The organism is Chitinophagaceae bacterium (assembly GCA_016710165.1).
Taxonomy (GTDB): Bacteria; Bacteroidota; Bacteroidia; order Chitinophagales; family Chitinophagaceae; genus Ferruginibacter.
In genome coordinates, this window is the sequence record JADJLJ010000001.1 from 1,573,079 (window position 1) to 1,592,436 (window position 19,358).

The 19,358-nt window shown below is 45.1% G+C and carries 16 protein-coding genes and 1 pseudogene; 3 read left to right on the forward strand and 14 right to left on the reverse strand.

Annotated elements, in window-relative coordinates; translation table 11 throughout:
- Positions 1 to 25 precede the first annotated feature (25 nt).
- The 9 genes and pseudogenes from IPJ02_06815 to IPJ02_06855 form a co-directional block, all read right to left on the reverse strand.
- Entirely contained in the window at positions 26 to 1,231 is a 1,206-nt protein-coding gene (locus tag IPJ02_06815; GenBank protein MBK7375258.1) for an FtsW/RodA/SpoVE family cell cycle protein, read from the reverse strand.
- A 169-nt stretch (positions 1,232 to 1,400) separates the two neighbouring features.
- Positions 1,401 to 2,740 (reverse strand): annotated as a pseudogene (gene murD / locus IPJ02_06820) (UDP-N-acetylmuramoyl-L-alanine--D-glutamate ligase).
- A 172-nt stretch (positions 2,741 to 2,912) separates the two neighbouring features.
- Positions 2,913 to 4,229 carry a phospho-N-acetylmuramoyl-pentapeptide-transferase gene (locus tag IPJ02_06825; protein ID MBK7375259.1) on the reverse strand — a complete coding sequence of 439 codons (1,317 nt, stop codon included), beginning with the start codon at positions 4,227 to 4,229 and terminating at the stop codon, positions 2,913 to 2,915.
- A 49-nt stretch (positions 4,230 to 4,278) separates the two neighbouring features.
- Positions 4,279 to 5,742, reverse strand: coding sequence for a UDP-N-acetylmuramoyl-L-alanyl-D-glutamate--2,6-diaminopimelate ligase (locus IPJ02_06830; GenBank protein ID MBK7375260.1), 1,464 nt, complete (start codon positions 5,740 to 5,742; stop codon positions 4,279 to 4,281).
- 7 nt (positions 5,743 to 5,749) lie between these two features.
- Entirely contained in the window at positions 5,750 to 7,870 is a 2,121-nt protein-coding gene (locus IPJ02_06835) for a transpeptidase family protein (GenBank protein ID MBK7375261.1), read from the reverse strand.
- 38 nt (positions 7,871 to 7,908) lie between these two features.
- Positions 7,909 to 8,244 carry a hypothetical protein gene (locus IPJ02_06840; GenBank protein ID MBK7375262.1) on the reverse strand — a complete coding sequence of 112 codons (336 nt, stop codon included), beginning with the start codon at positions 8,242 to 8,244 and terminating at the stop codon, positions 7,909 to 7,911.
- 42 nt (positions 8,245 to 8,286) lie between these two features.
- Positions 8,287 to 9,237: a 16S rRNA (cytosine(1402)-N(4))-methyltransferase RsmH gene (gene rsmH, locus IPJ02_06845; GenBank protein MBK7375263.1), complete on the reverse strand. Its 951-nt coding sequence runs from the start codon at positions 9,235 to 9,237 to the stop codon at positions 8,287 to 8,289.
- A 5-nt stretch (positions 9,238 to 9,242) separates the two neighbouring features.
- Positions 9,243 to 9,710, reverse strand: coding sequence for a division/cell wall cluster transcriptional repressor MraZ (gene mraZ / locus IPJ02_06850; protein ID MBK7375264.1), 468 nt, complete (start codon positions 9,708 to 9,710; stop codon positions 9,243 to 9,245).
- Positions 9,711 to 10,333: 623 nt separating this feature from the next.
- Positions 10,334 to 11,653: a HAMP domain-containing histidine kinase gene (locus IPJ02_06855; GenBank protein ID MBK7375265.1), complete on the reverse strand. Its 1,320-nt coding sequence runs from the start codon at positions 11,651 to 11,653 to the stop codon at positions 10,334 to 10,336.
- Between the two features lie 141 nt (positions 11,654 to 11,794).
- Between IPJ02_06855 and IPJ02_06860 the strand changes: the two genes are divergently transcribed.
- Entirely contained in the window at positions 11,795 to 12,346 is a 552-nt protein-coding gene (locus IPJ02_06860) for a YqgE/AlgH family protein (GenBank protein MBK7375266.1), read from the forward strand.
- Positions 12,347 to 12,399: 53 nt separating this feature from the next.
- Positions 12,400 to 13,362, forward strand: a complete 963-nt coding sequence (locus IPJ02_06865) for a 1-acyl-sn-glycerol-3-phosphate acyltransferase (protein ID MBK7375267.1) — start codon at positions 12,400 to 12,402, stop codon at positions 13,360 to 13,362.
- Between the two features lie 63 nt (positions 13,363 to 13,425).
- Here IPJ02_06865 and atpC read toward each other — a convergent pair whose 3' ends face one another.
- The 3 genes from atpC to IPJ02_06880 all read right to left on the reverse strand — a co-directional run bounded on the left by atpC (position 13,426) and on the right by IPJ02_06880 (position 15,689).
- Positions 13,426 to 13,677 carry an ATP synthase F1 subunit epsilon gene (gene atpC, locus IPJ02_06870; GenBank protein MBK7375268.1) on the reverse strand — a complete coding sequence of 84 codons (252 nt, stop codon included), beginning with the start codon at positions 13,675 to 13,677 and terminating at the stop codon, positions 13,426 to 13,428.
- Between the two features lie 37 nt (positions 13,678 to 13,714).
- Entirely contained in the window at positions 13,715 to 14,071 is a 357-nt protein-coding gene (locus IPJ02_06875) for a four helix bundle protein (protein MBK7375269.1), read from the reverse strand.
- Positions 14,072 to 14,183: 112 nt separating this feature from the next.
- A complete protein-coding gene (locus IPJ02_06880) occupies positions 14,184 to 15,689 on the reverse strand; it encodes a F0F1 ATP synthase subunit beta (GenBank protein MBK7375270.1) in 1,506 nt (501 codons plus the stop codon).
- 195 nt (positions 15,690 to 15,884) lie between these two features.
- Here IPJ02_06880 and IPJ02_06885 point away from each other — a divergent pair, with 195 nt between their 5' ends.
- Positions 15,885 to 17,021, forward strand: a complete 1,137-nt coding sequence (locus IPJ02_06885; GenBank protein ID MBK7375271.1) for an endonuclease/exonuclease/phosphatase family protein — start codon at positions 15,885 to 15,887, stop codon at positions 17,019 to 17,021.
- On the opposite strand, the gene IPJ02_06890 is transcribed toward IPJ02_06885, so the two are convergent.
- The gene (locus tag IPJ02_06890) at positions 17,018 to 17,725 is read right to left on the reverse strand and encodes an aquaporin family protein (GenBank protein ID MBK7375272.1); all 708 of its coding nucleotides are present in this window, start codon (positions 17,723 to 17,725) and stop codon (positions 17,018 to 17,020) included. The two genes, IPJ02_06885 and IPJ02_06890, sit on opposite strands and share 4 nt — an antisense overlap.
- Before the next feature lie 58 nt (positions 17,726 to 17,783).
- On the reverse strand, positions 17,784 to 19,280 hold the full coding sequence (glpK, locus tag IPJ02_06895) for a glycerol kinase GlpK (GenBank protein ID MBK7375273.1): 1,497 nt from the start codon (positions 19,278 to 19,280) through the stop codon (positions 17,784 to 17,786).
- Positions 19,281 to 19,358 lie beyond the last annotated feature (78 nt).

Here is a 19,358-nt window from a genome sequence, read left to right on the forward strand (position 1 = left end):
AACAATCTTCCCCGTAGTTCCCCCTTTAGGGGGCGGAGGTGGCTTCTTTTCCCTCTAACTGCTCCACGTTTCTTGCCACACTTAAAATGATACCGATGGATAAACAGGTGAATAAAAAACTGCTTCCTCCCATACTTATCAGCGGCAACGTAACACCCGTATTCGGAAAAATATTCACGTTAACACCCATGTTGGCTATTGCCTGTATCACCAGCATAAAACTCAGCGCCAGCGCCAGGAAAGCGCCGAATGCATAGGGGCACTTACGGTAAAGCCTGATACAACGGTACAGGAACAACAGGTAAATAAACACAATGAATGTGCCTCCCAGGAAACCATACTCTTCCAGTATGATGGCAAAAATGAAATCGCTGTACGAATGCGGTAAAAAATTGCGGGCTTTGCTGTTACCGGGTCCTACCCCATTCCAGCTTCCGGTAGCTATGGCGATCTTTGCCTGGTTTATCTGGTATTGCTTTTCATTCACGTCTTCCTTCTTGCTGTACATAAAAGTCTGGATACGGCCGATCCATGTTGGTACACGGCCTACTGTGAAAACAGCCGGAAGGTCTTTAGCCCGTTGTTCTTTTTTATCGTAGGTACTTACCGCAACCGAGAATAAAATAACAACGGGTATCAGTGTAATACCGATCGTTACCAAAAGGTGTTTTGTACGCACCCTGCCAATGAACATCAGCATGATACTGGTACCGGCGATCAGCAGGGATGTTGAAAGATTGGAGGGGGCGATCAGCAGGCAAATGATGCCTACCGGTATGATGATGGGCAGAAACCCCTTTTTAAAATCCTTGATCACATTCTGTTTTCGGCTCAACTGCCTGCTCAGGTACATGAACAGGGCAAGTTTTGCCATATCAGATGTCTGGAAGGTCATATTGATCACCGGGAGTTTGATCCACCGGGTTCCTTCATTCAGTTTTACACCGAAGAAATATGTATAGATCAGTAAGAATACGGAAGCCACGAACAGTACAGATGCGACCCGTGAGTAGATGGTATAATTCACCCGGTGTGCAAAATAAATAATGAGTACGCCCAGAATGATAAAGCCAAACTGCTTGAACAGGTAGCTTTCGGTACTCTTACTGTATTTATAGGCCAATGAACCGGTACTGCTGTACACGACCAGGAGACTCACCAGTGTGAGGATGATCACAATACCCCATATAACACGGTCTCCTTTGGTCTTGTTAACCAAATTGCCACCCATATTACTGATGTTGGGTGTAAAGAAAGACCGTATGTTCACTTGTTCTGCCATTCCCCTATCCCCTAAGGGAGATTATCTATGTTTATTTTTTTAGAATCTTACATTCAGTTTATAATTTCTATTCCTCTTCGCTTCCATCTTCGCTCCTTCCCCCTTTAGGGGATAGGGGCTATAACTCCTTAACTGCTTTTTTAAACTGGTTACCCCTGTCCTCGTAATTTTTGAAAAGATCAAAACTGGCACAGGCCGGGCTTAACAACACCACATCCCCTTTGCTGGCAAAATGAAATGCCGACTGTACCGCATCTTTTGCATTATCCGTATTCACGATCAGGGGAACGACATCTGAAAATGCCTCGTGGATCTTGCGGTTATCGGTTCCCATACAAACGATCGCCCTGACTTTTTCTTTGACCAGTTCTTTAAGCAATGCATAATCATTTCCCTTATCCACACCGCCCAATATCAATACCACGGGTTTCTCCATACTCTCCAGAGCATACCAGGTGCTGTTCACATTCGTGGCCTTGCTGTCGTTGATGAATTCAACATTCTTAATGGTGGCAACCGTTTCCATCCTGTGCTCCAGGGTTTCAAAGGTCTGGAGGGCCTCCCGTATCTTTTCCTTGCGGATATCAACAGCGGTGGCGGCCAGGCTGGCGGCCATACTGTTATAGTGATTGTGCTTTCCTTTCAGGGCAAAGTCTTCTATACTCATCTGCATCTCTTCGTTTTTCCATTTCAGGTGCATTTTTGCATTGAGCAGGTAAGCACCTTGTGGCAGTTGTTTACTCATGGTAATTGGGGCTAGTGTTGATTTAATGGAATAGTTGCTGATCGTTTTCGCGGTTACCTCATCATCGAGGTTATAAATAAATATGTCTTCCGGTTGCTGGTTCAATGCGATGCGGTACTTGCTGCTTATATAATTCTCAATTTTGTACTCATAGCGGTCGAGGTGGTCTTCGGTGATGTTGGTAAGCACGGCCACATCGGGCCGGAATGTCTTGATATCATCCAGCTGAAATGAACTGATCTCTGCCACGTAAAGCGGCTTGGGATCCTCTGCCACCTGTTTTGCAAACGAATAACCCACGTTACCCACCAGGGCACAGTCGGCGCCGCCCGTTTTACATATGTGGTAGGTCAATGCCGTAGTGGTTGTTTTACCATTGCTGCCGGTAATGGCAATGATCCTGCTGTTCCCTTTATAGCGGTATGCAAATTCAATTTCGCTGATGATGGGGATGCCCTGGCCCGGATCTGTTTCACCAGTTCATTCTTTTCCGGGATGCCGGGGCTCTTCATCACTTCATCGGCATTGAATATCTTTTCAGCAGTATGCTGCCGTTCTTCAAAATCAATATGGCCTGCTTTTAATTCCATCTTGTAATTGTCTTTTATCTCCCCGCCGTCACTTACAAACACGTCATACCCCTTTTGCATCGCCAGCAATGCTGCGCCAACGCCGCTTTCACCTGCACCGAGTATGACAAATCTTTTTTTCATTTTCAGAACCCGTCACTTTTAAAATGACGGATTAATTGGTTTTTCAATGGATAGAACTTAACGGGTTGTTGCCGGTCGGGTACATCAGGTTTTCCTGTTTTTGGATACTGGTCAATTTGAAAAACTTGAAATTTGGTCTTTTCAGATCTCCGTTGGTTTTTCAATAAACTCTTTATCTCAGCTTCAGCGTCACAATGGCCATCAGCACACTTAATATGGTTACGATCCAGAACCGCACTGCTATCTTGCTCTCGTGGTATCCCAGTTTCTGGTAATGGTGATGCAGCGGGCTCATTAAGAACACCCGCCTGCCCTCGCCGTACTTTCGCTTCGTGTATTTGAAATAGCCAACCTGTATCATCACACTTAAATTCTCCACCAGGAACACGAAGCAGAAAAAAGGTATCAGCAATTCCTTGCGTACGATAATTGCCAGTGCGGCGATGATGCCGCCCAATGCCAGGCTTCCGGTATCCCCCATGAACACCTGTGCCGGGTAAGCATTATACCATAAGAAGCCAATACATGCCCCCACAAATGCGGCAATGAAGATGGACAGTTCACCGAGGTTGGGGATATACATGATGTTGAGGTACTCGGCAAATTTTATATTGCCGCTAACATAGGCAAAGATGCCCAGGGCAATGCCTACCACGGCACTCACCCCTGTGGCAAGCCCATCGAGTCCATCGGTGATATTGGCGCCGTTACTTACCGCCGTTACAATAAAAATCACAATGATGATGTAAAGGATATAAGCATATTTTTCCCAGCTTTTGGGCAAAAGCTTTGTATAATTGAATTCATGATTTTTTACAAACGGAATGGTGGTGATCGGCGTTTTTACAATGGCAAAAATGTGCTCCCTGCCATCGATGTTGATAATATGGAATGAATCACTCATCAACTGTTCGCCGCGGCGTAACACAGAATCCTTTACATACTGAACATTGGGATTGTAGATCTCTCTTTCCACCACAACGCTTGGTGTGAAATAAAGCGTAGCCCCTACGATTATCCCAAGCATCACCTGGCCGAATATCTTGAACCGTCCTGCCAGTCCATCGCTGTCACTCTTTTTGTATGGGATCCCTTTTGCCTGTGCGATCCGTTTGGCACGTATTTTCAGGTAGTCATCAATGAAACCAATGGTACCCAACCAGACGGTACATAATATCATCAGCCGGATATACACTTTATCAAGATTTGCCAGCAGGATGGTTGGGATCAGGATCGCCAGCAGGATGATTATACCACCCATGGTCGGCGTTCCTTTCTTCTGCTGTTCACCTGCCAGGCCAAGGTCTCTTACGGATTCGCCCAGCTGTTTTCTTTGCAGGTACCGGATCAGCTTTTTACCATACACGGTTGTGATCACGAGACTTAATATCATGGCCAGCATCACCCGGATACTAAGGAACCGGTAGAGTTCACTTCCAATGAAGCGGTACCCTTCGGATTTCAGCCAGTCAAATAAGTGATACAACATAAATTCAGTTTGTAGTTTGAAGTTTATAGTTTACCAACTTCAAACTGTTTTACTTCTCTAACAGTTCAAACATTTCATTCAGCACCTTCTTGTCGTCAAAATCGTACTTCACTCCTTTTATATCCTGGTACTTCTCATGTCCTTTTCCCGCCACCAGAACAATATCTTCTTTACCGGCCAGGTTTACCGCAGTTTTGATAGCCTCCCTGCGGTCGGCTATTGAAATGGCTTTTTTTTTTGTAACTGCATTCAGTCCTGTTTCCATGTCCTTCAGGATCTCCAGGGGATCTTCGCTTCGTGGATTATCGGATGTGAAGATCACTTTGTCGCTGTACTCACAGGCCACTTCAGCCATTACCGGCCGTTTTGTTTTATCCCGGTCGCCGCCACATCCAACTACCGTAATGATCTTTTCATTTCCCCGGCGGAGTTTTTTTATGGTTGCCAGTACGTTCAGCAATGCATCGGGGGTATGGGCATAGTCAACAATGCCGGTGACCTTCTCATTCCTGCTGATGCGGTAATCGAATCTCCCTTCTGCCCCATCCAGGCTGCTTAGGGTCTGCAAGACGTTATCCCTATCTTCCCCCAGGCAAACCGCTGCACCATAAACCGCCAGCAGGTTATATGCATTGAATTCCCCAATGAGCCGGAAGTACACTTCTTTATCATTTACCGTCATGTGCAGCCCTTCCAGGCTGTTGTCGAGGATCTTTCCTTTGAAATCAGCCATCGTTTTGAGGCTGTAGAAATATTTCTTCGCATCCGTATTCTGCAGCATCACAGCCCCTCTTTTATCATCGGCATTGCTGATGGCAAAAGCAGATGAAGGCAGTTTATCGAACCATGATTTCTTTACCCGGATATACTCATCAAATGTTTTATGATAATCCAGGTGGTCGTGGGTGATATTGGTGAACAGGGCGCCTGCAAACTGCAAACCGGTAATGCGGTCCTGGTGAATGGCATGACTGCTGCATTCCATGAACACAAAGGCACAGCCTGCATCTGCCATTTGCCTGAGCAATGCATTAATGCTGACCGCATCGGGAGTTGTATGTGTTGCACTGATCACTTTATCACCAACCTGGTTCTGCACGGTGCTTACCAGGCCACACTTATACCCCAGTGCAGTAAACAGTTTCCACAACAAGGTGGCAATGGTTGTTTTTCCATTGGTACCTGTTACCCCGATCAATTTTAATTTTAGGGAAGGCTCTCCGTAAAAATTATGACTCATATAACCGGCAGCCTCTGCAGCATTCTCTACCTGTATGTAGGTTATCCCTTCTGCCGTTTTCCCGGGAAGTGATTCACAAACGATCGCCACTGCTCCCTTTTCAAGGGCGGCATCTATATAAACCTGCCCGTCTGTCTTTGTTCCTTTTAATGCGATGAAGCAACAACCGGTGGAAGCAATGCGTGAATCAATGACAAGACTGTTCACCTCTACAGCCGTATCACCTGTTGCAGAGCGGATTGAAACCTTATATAGTATGTCTTGCAGTATCAATTCAGTATCAATTCAGTATCAATGAAATGGTTTGCGCTTTATTCGTAATTGTTCCGGCAGCCAATGACTGGTCGATCACTTTTCCCCGGCCGGTGGCTGTAACTTTCAGTCCCATATTCTCCAACAGGTACACAGCATCTTTCAGCCCCATACCAACTACATCCGGAATGGAGGAGCCGGTTACCCCGGAACCGGGTTTTGTATTCAAGATGCCGGTATTGCTGCGTAGCTTTAAAACCCTCCAGTAACCTGTATTTGCAGAGTCGGTGAATGGCATGTTCAGGTAACCAAAGAGGGAACCGAATTCATTTTTTGCCCCGTAATAATTGTATTGCGTACTGTCGGTTCCGGAAACAGCAGTATATCTTTTTGTACTGAGGTAACTTCCGTAAATGCGGTCGCTTATCTCCTTAAATACGGTTCCGGAAACATCGGCGCCATAAACCATTCTTGATTCCCGGCTGTTCTGAATCACTACGGCAATGGTATATTTTGGCTGCCCGGCAGGAAAATATCCAATGAATGATGCCTGGTAGATCTTATTCCCTTTGTTGTATCCCTTGTTGTTCATCGCAGTTACGGCAGTACCGGTCTTGCCGGCAATAAGATAACTGCTGTCTTTTATTTTTCTCGCCGTCCCGTGTTCCCCGTACACCACGGCCAGTAAACATTCTTTCACCTGGTTCAGTGTCTGGTCGCTGCATATTTTTTCCACCAATACCTGTGGCTGAATTGTTTTTACTTCCACCCCGTACTCCCTGACCGAACTCACCAGGTATGGCTTCATCATTTTTCCCTTGTCTGCAACTGCGTTATACAGCATCAGCATATGAAGTGGTGTTACCAGTTCCTCGTAGCCATGGGCCATAAAAGGGATCGTGGTCTTGCTCCAGCTCTTACTGCCTGCCTTTTTAATGAGGGGTTTGCCGGATGAAGCGGTTATATCCACCCCGGTCATCTGGTCTAACCTGAATTTGTGCAGGTGATCTATGAACCTGGATGGCTGTTCGTGATAGTACTGATCTGCCAGTTTTGCAAATGCCACATTGCTGCTTCGTTCAAATGCATCTTTTACCGTGATGACACCTGAACCCAGGTGAGAATCCCTGATCGGCAATCCATAAAAATTCTTCTGCCCGCCTTCGCAATCAACAATGGAATGTATATCTACATATTTATCCTCCAGCAGGCTCATCAGTGTTGCCAGTTTAAAGATGGAACCCGGTTCGGTTGCTTTGCCAATTCCATAATTCAGGTCTTCGGCATACGTACCATCATTCTGTTTTCCCAGGTTGGCGATCGCCTTTATCTTACCGGTAGCGGTTTCCATAACAATGGCAGTTCCATGCAGTGAATTGTTGCCCACCATCATCCGCATCAGGGCACTTTCGGTAACATCCTGGATGTAGGTATCCAGCGTAGAGATGATGTCTTTCCCGTTTTCGGGTTCCAGTTCGCCTCCATCCACCGGCATGTAAGCCCCGGCCATATATCTTACCAGTTGCTGGCCGGTCTTGCCTTTTAACAAACTGTCGTAACTCTGCTCCAGCCCTACATTGGAGGCATTGTTCCTGGAAAGTCCAATGGTCCTGTTGGCAAGGAGTACATAGGGATTAATGCGTTTATCCTTTGCCTCAATGATGAAGCCGCTTTTGTTCTTTCCCAGTTTTACCAAAGGAAAATCCCTGAGTTCCTTGTATTCAGAGAATGATAGTTTTTTCTTAAGACCATAGTACCGTTCCTTGTTTTTAAAGCCCAGCTGTAATAGTTTTTTGTACGCTGCAGGAGTTTTGTCTTTAAAGAGTCCGGCCAGGCAACTACTCAGTGAGTCTAAATTATCCCGGAACCGGATGCCGTTCTTTTCCCGTAAACCTTCTGCTCCAAAATCAATATAAACATCAAATACCGGAACCGATGTACTCAGCATGTTCCCATCCTCGCTGTAAATGGTGCCACGTTCGGCATCAATGGGCAGGTATTTTAAGTGCAGGTTGTTACCCAGATTTCTCCAGTACTCCCCTTCCACCTGCTGGATATAGAAAGACCTGCCCACCACTACTGCGCCCAGTAATACCATCCCTAAAAAACAGAGGTAAACTCTCCAGAGTATGTCTTTTTTTATATCCAAATGAACAAGCGCCTGACAGCGCATTTAAAATTGTTATCCTATTGCTGCCCCAATAAAAACGGGGGAGTTATTAATTCTTTTAAACCCAACGGCTCCACTGCCTTTATCAATTCGCTTGCCTTGCTTCTGAAAATAACCTCACTCTTGATCGTCTTATACTCATACTGCAGTTCCTTGATGTGCTTTTCTGTCACACTTATTTTTCTTGTCAGTTTATCAGCATAATGGCCATTGTAGATGTATAACACGGCCAGCATGGCCAGGAACAGGAAGAAAGGGATATTTTTCACCACCCACCTGTGGCTTAAAAATTTCTTCCAGTCAGTTTTTGACGTGGTTACCGGTACTTCCTTTGGCTGAATATCTTCTGGCATTGAGTAACTGTTCTGCTTGATTTAATATTCCGTCTGAAACTTTTACTTTTTTTCGGCCACCCGCAGCTTTGCGCTGCGTGAACGGCTGTTTTGCTTTAATTCTGCATCCGATGCGGTGACCGGTTTTTTGGTAATGATCTTAAGGGGGTTTTCGGCCCGCCGGCCAAATACATCATCGGTGCCTGTTTCATCAAATGTTCCCTGCCGGAAGAAATTCTTCACGATCCGGTCTTCCAGTGAATGAAATGTAATGACCACAATGCGGCCCCCGCTGTGCAATACAGAAACCGACTGCTGCAGCATTTCTTTCAATGCTCCCAGTTCATCATTCACTTCAATACGCAACGCCTGGAATACCTGGGCAAAGTATTTCTGTGGATTCCCTTTTACAATTGATTTCACCGCCGTCTTGAATTCACTGATGGTCCTGACGGGGGAAACCGACCGCTGTTCCACAATCGTTCTGGCAAGTGTTTTTGAATTGGTCACCTCGCCGTATTGCTCAAACATTTTATGCAGTTGCTGTTCGGAATAATCCCGGATAACATCTGCGGCTGTTTTTGGCTGGCGTTGATCCATCCGCATATCCAGTGCAGCATCAAAGCGGATCGAAAACCCACGTGCTGCTTCATCAAACTGGTGGCTGGAAACGCCCAGGTCGGCCAATATACCATCCACTGCCGTTATTTTATTCAGGCGCAGGAAGCGCTGAATATGCCTGAAGTTTTGGGGAATGAACAATACCCGGCTGTCTTTAGGGAGGTTTCCGGATGCATCCTTATCCTGGTCAAAGGCAATGAGTTTCCCGGTTGCATCCAGCTTTTGCAAAATAGCCTGGCTGTGCCCGCCACCGCCAAATGTGCAATCCACATAAATACCACCCGGTTTAATGTTCAATCCCTCCATGCATTCATTCAACAGGACAGGAACGTGATATTTGGCAGATTGATCCGTCAAGTAGTCAACAGATGGTATTTTGTCAGCATTACCCATACGTATCAACTATTCAACTTATCATTCCTCCTGTTCATCACTTCATTAGCAAGGTCGCTGAATGATTGTGGTGTAAAAGTTTCAAAGAACTGTTTATACTTACTTTTATCCCAGATCTCAATTTTGTTAACTGCCGAAACCAGTACGATGTCTTTTTCCAGCCCGGCATGTTCGGCAAGGTTCTTCGGCAGCAGTAACCTGCCGGCAGAATCCAGTTCCAGTTGCGTTGCCCCGTTTAAAAAGTACCGTCTGAATTCCCTTACCTTAGGGTCAAAATCATTCAGATTGCTGATCTCGGAAAAAATAGGTTCCCAGCTTTGTTGTGGATACAGGGTCAGGCACTTTTCAAAGCCCCTGTTTATGATGAAATGGGAGGATGCCTCTTCCGGTAGCTGCTTTTTAAAGCCCGCCGGTAAAAGGAAGCGCCCTTTGGCGTCTAAAGTTGCCTCATATTCACCTAGAAAACCTATCATTTTCAATTAATTAGCCCGTTATTTAACAGATATTTCCACAAAATAACACTTTTTCCCACTTCACGAACAAATTTGGTATAAAGTTTTTTTTCCACATGGTACTTTACTGTGGGGGCGTGGATTTGGGGCTATTAATCCAAATGAAGGTGTGAATTGGATGTGGAAAACTGTGGATTACTGTTAATTAACTGAGTTAAGCCCATAATTATGTCGCCACCAGGCTATTCAGGAAAGACCTTTGATCAGTAAACCAGGCATATAACCGGGAATGAAAGTAATTGTACTCATTGCACCAGGCAAGTACGCTGAATTATTGCAAACAGGCAGTACCGATCAATTTGTTTCAGCGAATGAGACGCCTGATCTCATTTCCTCTTTTCGCAAAAGACAATTCCGCTTTTAAATAAGCGATGAAGACGATTCTGAAAATCTGTAAACGGAATCCGGCAGTCATTACCTGGATTTCGTGGTACAAAAGAGTTTGGGATTGGTCACGGATCTGAGGGAAGAGGTTATGCGGCAGTTTGCAGTAAAGAATAATTTAGAGGATATAAAACAGTGCGCTGTAAGCAATGAATGGAGTGGTTTTAAACGGGTAGTGCCGGTCTCAAAAAGATGAATGGTCATTTGGCAAGCGGGATCGTAATCGTGAAACTGCTGCCTTTGCCCAGCACACTTTCTGCCTTGATCGTTCCGTGGTGTGCATCCACCATTTTTTTAACATAGCTCAATCCGAGGCCAAAGCCTTTTACATTATGCACATTGCCTGTGTGCGCCCGGTAAAATTTCTCAAATATCCGGTTCACTGTTTCTTTGGTCATTCCGATCCCGTTATCCTCGATCCTTATCTTTATGGAATTTCCTGCATTCTTTGTGCTGAGCCTGATGCAGAGATTCTCTTTTGAATACTTTACGGCATTGTCCAGCAGGTTGTTTATCAGGTTCGTAAAATGCACCTCATCGGCCAGTATGATGTCTTTTTCAGCTTCCATATTCACTTCCAGCCTGCCATTTTTTTCTTCCACCTGTAACTGGATGTTGTTTAAAGCACTGGCGATCAGATCATGGGCATCCATTCTTTTCAGTTTCAGCTGCACTTCCTGTTTATCCAGTAAAGCGGCCTGCAGTATGGTCTCCACCTGCTTGTTCATCCGCTTATTCTCTTCTTTGATGATGCCCGTAAAATACCTGGTCTTTTCCGGGTTGCCTGATACTTTCTCGTTTTTCAGGGCATCTACCGCAAGGGATATGGTGGCCAGCGGTGTCTTGAACTCATGCGTCATGTTATTGATAAAATCAGATTTTATCTCGCTGAGTTTTTTCTGCTTTAACAATGTCCGAATGGTGATGAAGAAAGCGGTTGTGATGATGATGGTGAAAAGTACCGCACCCAGGATGAACCAGATCATCTCTTTCCAGATAAGTGATTGCTGGTGGGGTACGATCACCGAAAGCAGTTCTTCGCTTACCAGGTTCTCAAAATTGCTTCCGCTCGGTGGCTCCAGTGCAAATACATGGCGCAGGTTGTTTGTATCGGCATAATATTTAAAGAAATCGTTGCTGTAAACCATATCACCGTTAATGGCATTCACCCGCACATTATATTCGAAGGGGTAGTGCTGGAGGTGATATTTATTAAATGCCATCCGGATGATATCAGCGATCTCATCCTTTGAAAACCGTTTAATGACCGAGGGTTTGAAATACTGCATCTGGAGTTTATCGCCGGGAAAAAGGAGATCGCTTTTTTTGATGGCAGGCATCAGGCTGCTCTTTTCCTGAGTGAGTATGCCTGATGCATAGGCGATCGCCTGAACGATATTGTCTTCCACCTGTTTATCCTTGATATCCTTAGCACTTTGTATCCATAATATCTGGAAAAAGATAAGTCCCAGCAACGAAAGCAGGATCAGCACCGTTATAATAGGAAAAATCTTCTTCATCTGCCTGTAAAGGTAAATCAGTATAAACCGGTAAAATACAGAAAACTATTTAAACACTAAATTTAACTAAGGTTTAGAATATTATTGAATGAACCCGCCACCCTGTACTGTTTTTTGCCGATTAAATATTACTTTAGAAATATGATTGAGCCAGGACCCGGCATATTACTGATAGCAGAACCTTTCTTAAAGGACCCGAATTTCATACGGACGGTCGTATTATTGTGTGAACACCGGGAAGAAGGCAGTTTCGGGCTTGTCTTAAATAAACAAATTGAACAAACCCTGGATGAATTAATAACAGACCTGGAAGGGTTCAGTTTCCCGGTGTATTATGGAGGGCCTGTACAGATGAATACCCTGCATTTTTTACACCAATATCCCGACCTCATCCCGGACGCAGTTAAGATAGGGAACAATATTTACTGGGGCGGGAATTTTGAATCGCTTACCGCCCTCATTAAAAGCAACAGCATAGATGCTTCGAGGATCAAGTTCTTTGTAGGCTATAGTGGCTGGGGCGATGGCCAGCTGTCTGGGGAACTGAATGAGAAAAGCTGGCTTACTGTTTCTGCCACCAAGAACCTGGTCTTTGATATTCAGCATGACGAAATATGGAAAATGAGCCTTCAGCAACTGGGCGGGGATTACGGGGCCATGATCAATTACCCGATCGACCCACAGTTAAACTAACGGACCGGATGCCAGATATATATTTTACTCCCTTTTCAAAAACTAACTGACTGTTGCTTTATTCATTTGTAAAAATCATTGCAAGACTGGCCTTACCCATTTACTGCAGGGATATTGCCATTAACCGCAAAGAATATTTAAACCACAAAGGGCCTTTGCTGCTTGCCGTCAATCATCCCAACTCCTTCCTGGATGCCATCATACTCTGCACCCTGTTTGATAAACCGGTTTACTCCCTTGCCCGGGGAGATGCATTCAAAAAGAAGATCTTTGCCCGGATACTGTACCTGTTCAAAATGTTCCCTGTTTACCGGGTGAGTGAAGGCGTGGAAAACCTGGAAGAAAATTATAAGACCTTCGAGCAGTGTAAAAATATCTTTAAGCAAAATGGCATTGTTCTCATATTCAGTGAAGGGAGGTGCATCAATGAATGGCATTTAAGGCCGCTTAAAAAAGGTACGGCCCGGCTGGCCATCAGCAGCTGGATGGAGGGCATTGAACTGGAAGTGTTGCCGGTTGCCATCAATTACAGTTCTTTTAAGCGGTTTGGGAAAAATGTAAAATTGTTCTTTGGCGATATGATCACAAAAGACCAGGTTGACTATACGAACAGCGACGGCATTGCCATCCGGCAGTTCAATGACATCTTACAATCCCAACTCCGGAAGCATGTTTATGAAATAAAGCCACATGATCCGGCGACGCTCAGGCAGAAACTTTACATTCACCAGCCTTTTTGGAAGAAGGCCATCCTGCTGATCCCTGCTGTTGCGGGGTACTTTGTTCACGTTCCATTGTATGCAATGGTTAAATGGCTGGCCAATAAAATGAATAAAGAGCCGGGGCATTTTGATTCGAAAATTGTGGGGTTGCTTTTTATTATCTACCCGGTATTTTTATTGCTGCTGAGCTTTATTGTTTTTTTGTATACCGGGAACTGGTTATCCCTGCTGCTGTTGCTGCTCCTTCCTTTAACTGCATGGGCGTATGTTCAGTTAAAAAAGCAGCTGGATTAACCCAACTAAAAATGCCCATCCGCCAGCTGGCGGATGGGCATTCCTTGAAACTGTTTTTTACGGTTACTCTTCCACTGCTCCTTCTACCAGCACCGTAGTTTTGTTATTCAGCACTTCCACAAATCCACTCTTGATGGAGAAAGAAGCTGTTTGTGTTTTATCCTTCAGGATCTTCAGCCGGCCTTCCTTTAACGCACTAACCATGGGAGCATGCCTGTCCAGCACTTCAAATAAGCCAGCAATGCCGGGCAACTGTACACCGTACACATCGCCGCTGAATATCTTTTGTTCGGGAGTTAATATTTCTAAAGTCATAATAGTATTCAGTATTTAGTATATAGAATTTAGATTTTTATTCACTTTTTAAAGAGTTGTAAAAAACTAAAATCATTTTATAAATCTGCAAAATTTCATCATTCAACTTATCCAATATCTCTTTCGTAATAAAATTAAATCTGAATGATAGTTCTAGTTGTGTCTGTAATTCATTGCAAGAACCCATTGAAATCTCCAGAAAATATTTAAACTGTTTATTTGTTGCTCTGCCAGCTCCTTCCGAAATATTGCTGGGAACCGAGACAGCACATCTGCGCAATTGCGAAATCAAGCCATATTTTTCTTCAGCGGGAAATACACTGGTTGTTTTGTAAATCATTTCAGCTAAATCAACTGACCTCTGCCAGATTCTTAATTCTCTGAAATTATGCAATCCCATGTTGAGAGTATTTTAGTACTCAGTACTCAATATTTAGAAAATTACTGGCGAGGCTTTGTCAGTGCTTAGTCTATATACTCAATACTTAGTACCAAATACACTGCCTTTACGCTTTCGCCGCTTCCATCAGTTTCTTACCTTTTTCAATTGCATCTTCCAGCGTTCCTACCAGGTTGAATGCGGCTTCCGGATATTCATCCACTTCCCCATCCATAATGGCATTGAAACCACGGATGGTATCTTCGATCGGAACCAATACCCCTTTCAAACCGGTAAATTGCTCAGCCACAAAGAAAGGCTGACTTAAGAAACGCTGCACTTTGCGGGCCCTTGATACCACCAGTTTATCTTCGTCGCTCAATTCATCCAGGCCAAGGATGGCGATGATATCCTGCAATTCTTTATAACGTTGTAAGATCAGTTTAACACGGTTGGCGCAATTGTAATGTTCATCACCAACGATCAGCGGGGTCAATATCCTTGAAGTAGAATCCAGTGGATCCACCGCAGGATAGATGCCCAGGTCAGCGATCTTACGGCTCAATACCGTGGTAGCATCCAGGTGAGCAAAAGTTGTTGCAGGAGCCGGATCGGTCAGGTCATCCGCAGGTACATAAACAGCCTGTACGGAAGTGATTGAACCGTTTTTAGTAGACGTGATCCTTTCCTGCATCAATCCCATCTCGGTTGCCAGTGTTGGCTGGTAGCCCACCGCCGAAGGCATACGGCCAAGCAGCGCCGATACCTCAGAACCTGCCTGCGTGAAACGGAAGATATTATCTACGAAAAACAAAATGTCTTTTCCTTGTCCGGTCCCGTCTCCATCACGAAAATATTCTGCAATGGTCAAACCGCTTAAAGCCACACGGGCCCTTGCCCCGGGCGGTTCGTTCATCTGCCCGAAAACGAAGGTTGCTTTGGATTCTTTCAGCTCTTCCATATTTACTGCACTCAGGTCCCATCCGCCTTCTTCCATGCTGTGTTTGAACTTATCTCCGTAATTCATGATACCCGCCTCGATCATCTCCCGCATCAGGTCATTACCTTCCCTGGTACGCTCTCCCACACCTGCAAATACCGAAACCCCGCTATATGCTTTCGCAATATTGTTGATCAACTCCTGGATCAATACGGTTTTGCCCACACCGGCACCACCAAACAAACCGATCTTACCACCTTTTGCATAAGGTTCTATCAGGTCAATTACTTTGATACCGGTATATAATATCTCGTTCGCTGTACTGAGGTTCTCAAACATCGGTGGTTTGGCGTGAATGGGACGGCCATTAACCTTACTTACCTGTGGCAGACCATCAATAGCATCGCCGGTTACATTAAAGAGACGGCCTTTGATGGCATCGCCGGTTGGCATGGCAATGGGCTTCCCCGTATCAACCACAACAGTACCACGTACCAAACCCTCCGTTCCATCCATCGCAATGGTACGAACACTGTCTTCACCCAGGTGCTGCTGCACTTCAAGCACCAATGTATCCCCGTTTTCACGTTTCAATTCAAGGGCGTTCAAAATTTCGGGCAGTTTACTGTCACTGTCAAATTGTACGTCAACAACCGCACCGATTACTGATTTTATTTTACCTGTATTGGCCATAAATAATACTTTATTATAATGAAGTCTGATTTTGAGCGGCAAAGGTAAGGGATAGAGTTTGAAATTTGAAATTTCAAATCACCGGTTTTTAAGCTTTCCGAAGAGGCAGAATTATCGTGAAATATTAGTCATATACAATATATCGGCCTGCATTCGTTAATACAGAAAATGCTTAGTTTCATTTAAAATTCACGTATGGTCCCCCGGCTTAAGAAATTCTTCCGGATCGCTTTCATCAGTGCCAATGTAGTTGCCATAGTGCTCTACCTGCTGGCGTGCCTGGTACCGTTTGTAAATTCCGGGAAGTCGTGGTTCATAGCCATGCTGGGACTCCTGTTCCCATTGCTGTTCATTGCAATAGCGGGGTTCCTGTTATACTGGATATTCCGCAGGTCAAAATGGGCATTTGCATGCGTGGCTGCTTTGTTGATCGGCTGGAAACAGGTTTCCGTAATGTTCAGTTTCCACCTTCCGGAAAAATTCAATGAGGTTAAATCACCGGGATCTATACGGGTACTTACATGGAATTTATCGGGTTGGGGGCAGTCAAATGCATCCGATAAAATAAAATCAAATAATAAGGACCAGATGCTGGACCTGGTAAAGAGGTCAAATGCCGATATCCTATGCTTTGAGGAATACATATACTTCCAGGATAAGAAATTACAGGATTCCATTATTCCGGCATTAAGAGAAAGTGGTTACCAATACAGTTATTTTGTGGGAACCCGGTTTTATGAACGGATATATAGGTCAACCAGGCTGATCACTACCATCATCATTTCCAAATACCCGATCACAGATACGTCCCATTTTTTTTATACTGATGAGCAACTGGTTGAACCACTGATCCAGGCTGATATAAAGATCAGGGATCAAACCGTAAGGGTTTTTACCACCCACCTTGAATCGGTACGCTTTGAGCGCACGGATTTCCAGGCTTTGTATAATCTGAAAAAACCGGTTGAAGCAAGCCTGGGTTCATCAAAACTCATTGCCTACAAACTAAGGAATGCGTACATATCCCGGGCTTCGCAGGCGGAGGTGCTGAATAAGAAGATCAAAGAAAGCCCCCACCCGGTGATTGTTTGCGGCGACTTCAACGATGTACCCAATTCCTATACCTATTTCACCGTTAAAGGAGACTTACAGGATGCCTTTTTAGAAAAAGGTTCGGGATTTGGCCGGACACTCCGCATGCTTTCGCCTACCCTCAGAATTGATTATATACTGGCTGATCAGAGATTTAAGGTGACCCAATATCACAAGATCGAAGTGCCATACTCAGATCATTACCCCATTCTTGCCGACCTTGAATTTGCCAAAGACTAAGGGATGTTCTTAAAAACCAGTGCAGCCAGTAACCCCCCGATCAACGGGCCCGCAACAGGAACCCAGCTGTATGACCAATCACTGTTTCTTTTATCTTTTATTGGTAAAATGAAGTGCATGATACGTGGGCCCAGGTCCCTCGCCGGGTTGATGGCATAACCCGTCGGTCCTCCCAAACTGAGGCCGATACCCAAAACCAATAAAGCAACCGGCAATGCATCCAGTGAACCCAATTTAACATCCGCCCCGGTTATAAAAAAGATCCCGAATACCAGGGCAAATGTGCCGATGATCTCCGTGACCAGGTTAAACGCTGTATTCCTGATCGCCGGGCCGGTGCAGAAAACGGCCAGTTTGGCATCGGCATCGGTTGTTTCATCAAAATGTTTTTTGTAGGCAAGCCAAACCAAAAGGGCGCCTGTCATGGCACCGGCAAACTGGCCGGCCATGAACAACGGAACGTGGGCCCAGTCGAATTTTCCTGCAGCCGCAAGGGCAATGGATACAGCAGGGTTCAAATGAGCACCGCTTTGTGCGGCCGATACATAAACGCCTACAAACACAGCCATGGACCATCCGAACGTGATGACGATCCATCCGCCGTTATTGCCCTTGGTTTTATTCAATACCACATTCGCCACCACGCCATCGCCTAATAAAATCAAAAAGGCAGTTCCAATAAGTTCGAAAAGGAAATTATTCATACGCAGTAATTTACTCAGGAAAAATAGTGTTTTTAATAAATCGTTTTTCTATTACCGGTCATTTATCATCCGCCCAGGCAATAGCCGACCTGACAGCCCGGTGCCATCCCTTGTGAAGGGTTGTTCTTGCTTCTTCCTGCATGTTGGGTTCAAAACAGATAGCAGGCTTCCATTGCTTCTCTATCTGATCAATATTGTCCCAAAAACCCACCGCAAGCCCGGCAAGGTATGCAGCGCCCAAAGCGGTTGTTTCCGTTATTTCGGGGCGAACAACTTTTGTATTTAATATATCTGCCTGGAACTGCATCAGCAGATCATTTGCTGTAGCGCCGCCGTCCACCCTCAGTTCTTTGATGGATATGCCGGAGTCGGCTTCCATGGCTTTTAATACATCCATTGTCTGGTAGGCAATGCTTTCTAAAGATGCCCGGGCAATATGCGCTGCCGATGTACCCCTTGTTATGCCAACCATGGTTCCCTTTGCATACTGGTTCCAGTGTGGCGCTCCCAAACCGGCAAAGGCAGGCACCATATAAACGCCGTCAGCGGATCCTACCGAAGCAGCCAATGCTTCTACATCCTTTGAATTTTTGATAATACCTAATCCGTCCCGCAACCATTGCACAACGGCCCCGGCTATAAAGACACTGCCTTCCAAAGCATAGTGGGTCATACCATTTACTTTCCAGGCCACGGTTGTGAGCAGGTTATTATTGGATACAACCGGTTTTCCGCCGGTGTTCATCAGCATAAAGCAACCGGTGCCATACGTGTTTTTAACCATGCCCTGCTGCGTACACATTTGCCCAAACAATGCTGCCTGCTGATCGCCGGCTATGCCGGCAATGGGAATATTGTGTGCAGTAAGAATGTTTTGTGTGGTACCATACACTTCGCTGCTGCTTCTTATCAGGGGCAGCATGTTACCGGGTATATCAAATATCTTTTCCAGTTCCCCATCCCATTGCAGCGTATGAATATTACACAGCATGGTACGGGATGCATTGGAAACATCGGTTACATGGATCTGTCCCCTGGTCAGATTCCAGATCAGCCAGCTGTCTATCGTCCCGAAACACAATTCACCTTTCTGCGCTTTTTCCCTAGCGCCTTTCACATTGTCCAGTATCCATTTTATTTTGGTGGCAGAAAAATATGCATCCACGATCAACCCTGTTTTTTCCCGGATGACCTTGTCCAGGCCCTTTGCTTTCAGTTCATCACAAAATGATGCGGTTCTCCTGTCCTGCCATACGATGGCATTATAAATGGGCTTACCCGTTGTCCTTTCCCAAACCACGGTTGTTTCCCGCTGATTCGTGATACCGATCGCTGCAATATTTTCAGGTTGCAGCCCTGCCTTGGTAATGGCTTCTGCTGCCACTCCCAATTGTGTACTCCATATTTCATTGGCATCATGCTCCACCCATCCGGGTTTTGGGAACAGCTGTGTGAACTCTTTTTGGGCAATGGAAATAATGGAACCCTGCTTATCAAAGATGATGGCCCTGCTGCTTGTTGTACCCTGGTCAAGAGAAAGGATGTATTGATCCATGTTGAAGTTATTTGTTTCAAGATAATTGAAATTTAGTAAAGGCAGGATTTCCACCGCACCGGAATGACAATAAAAAAG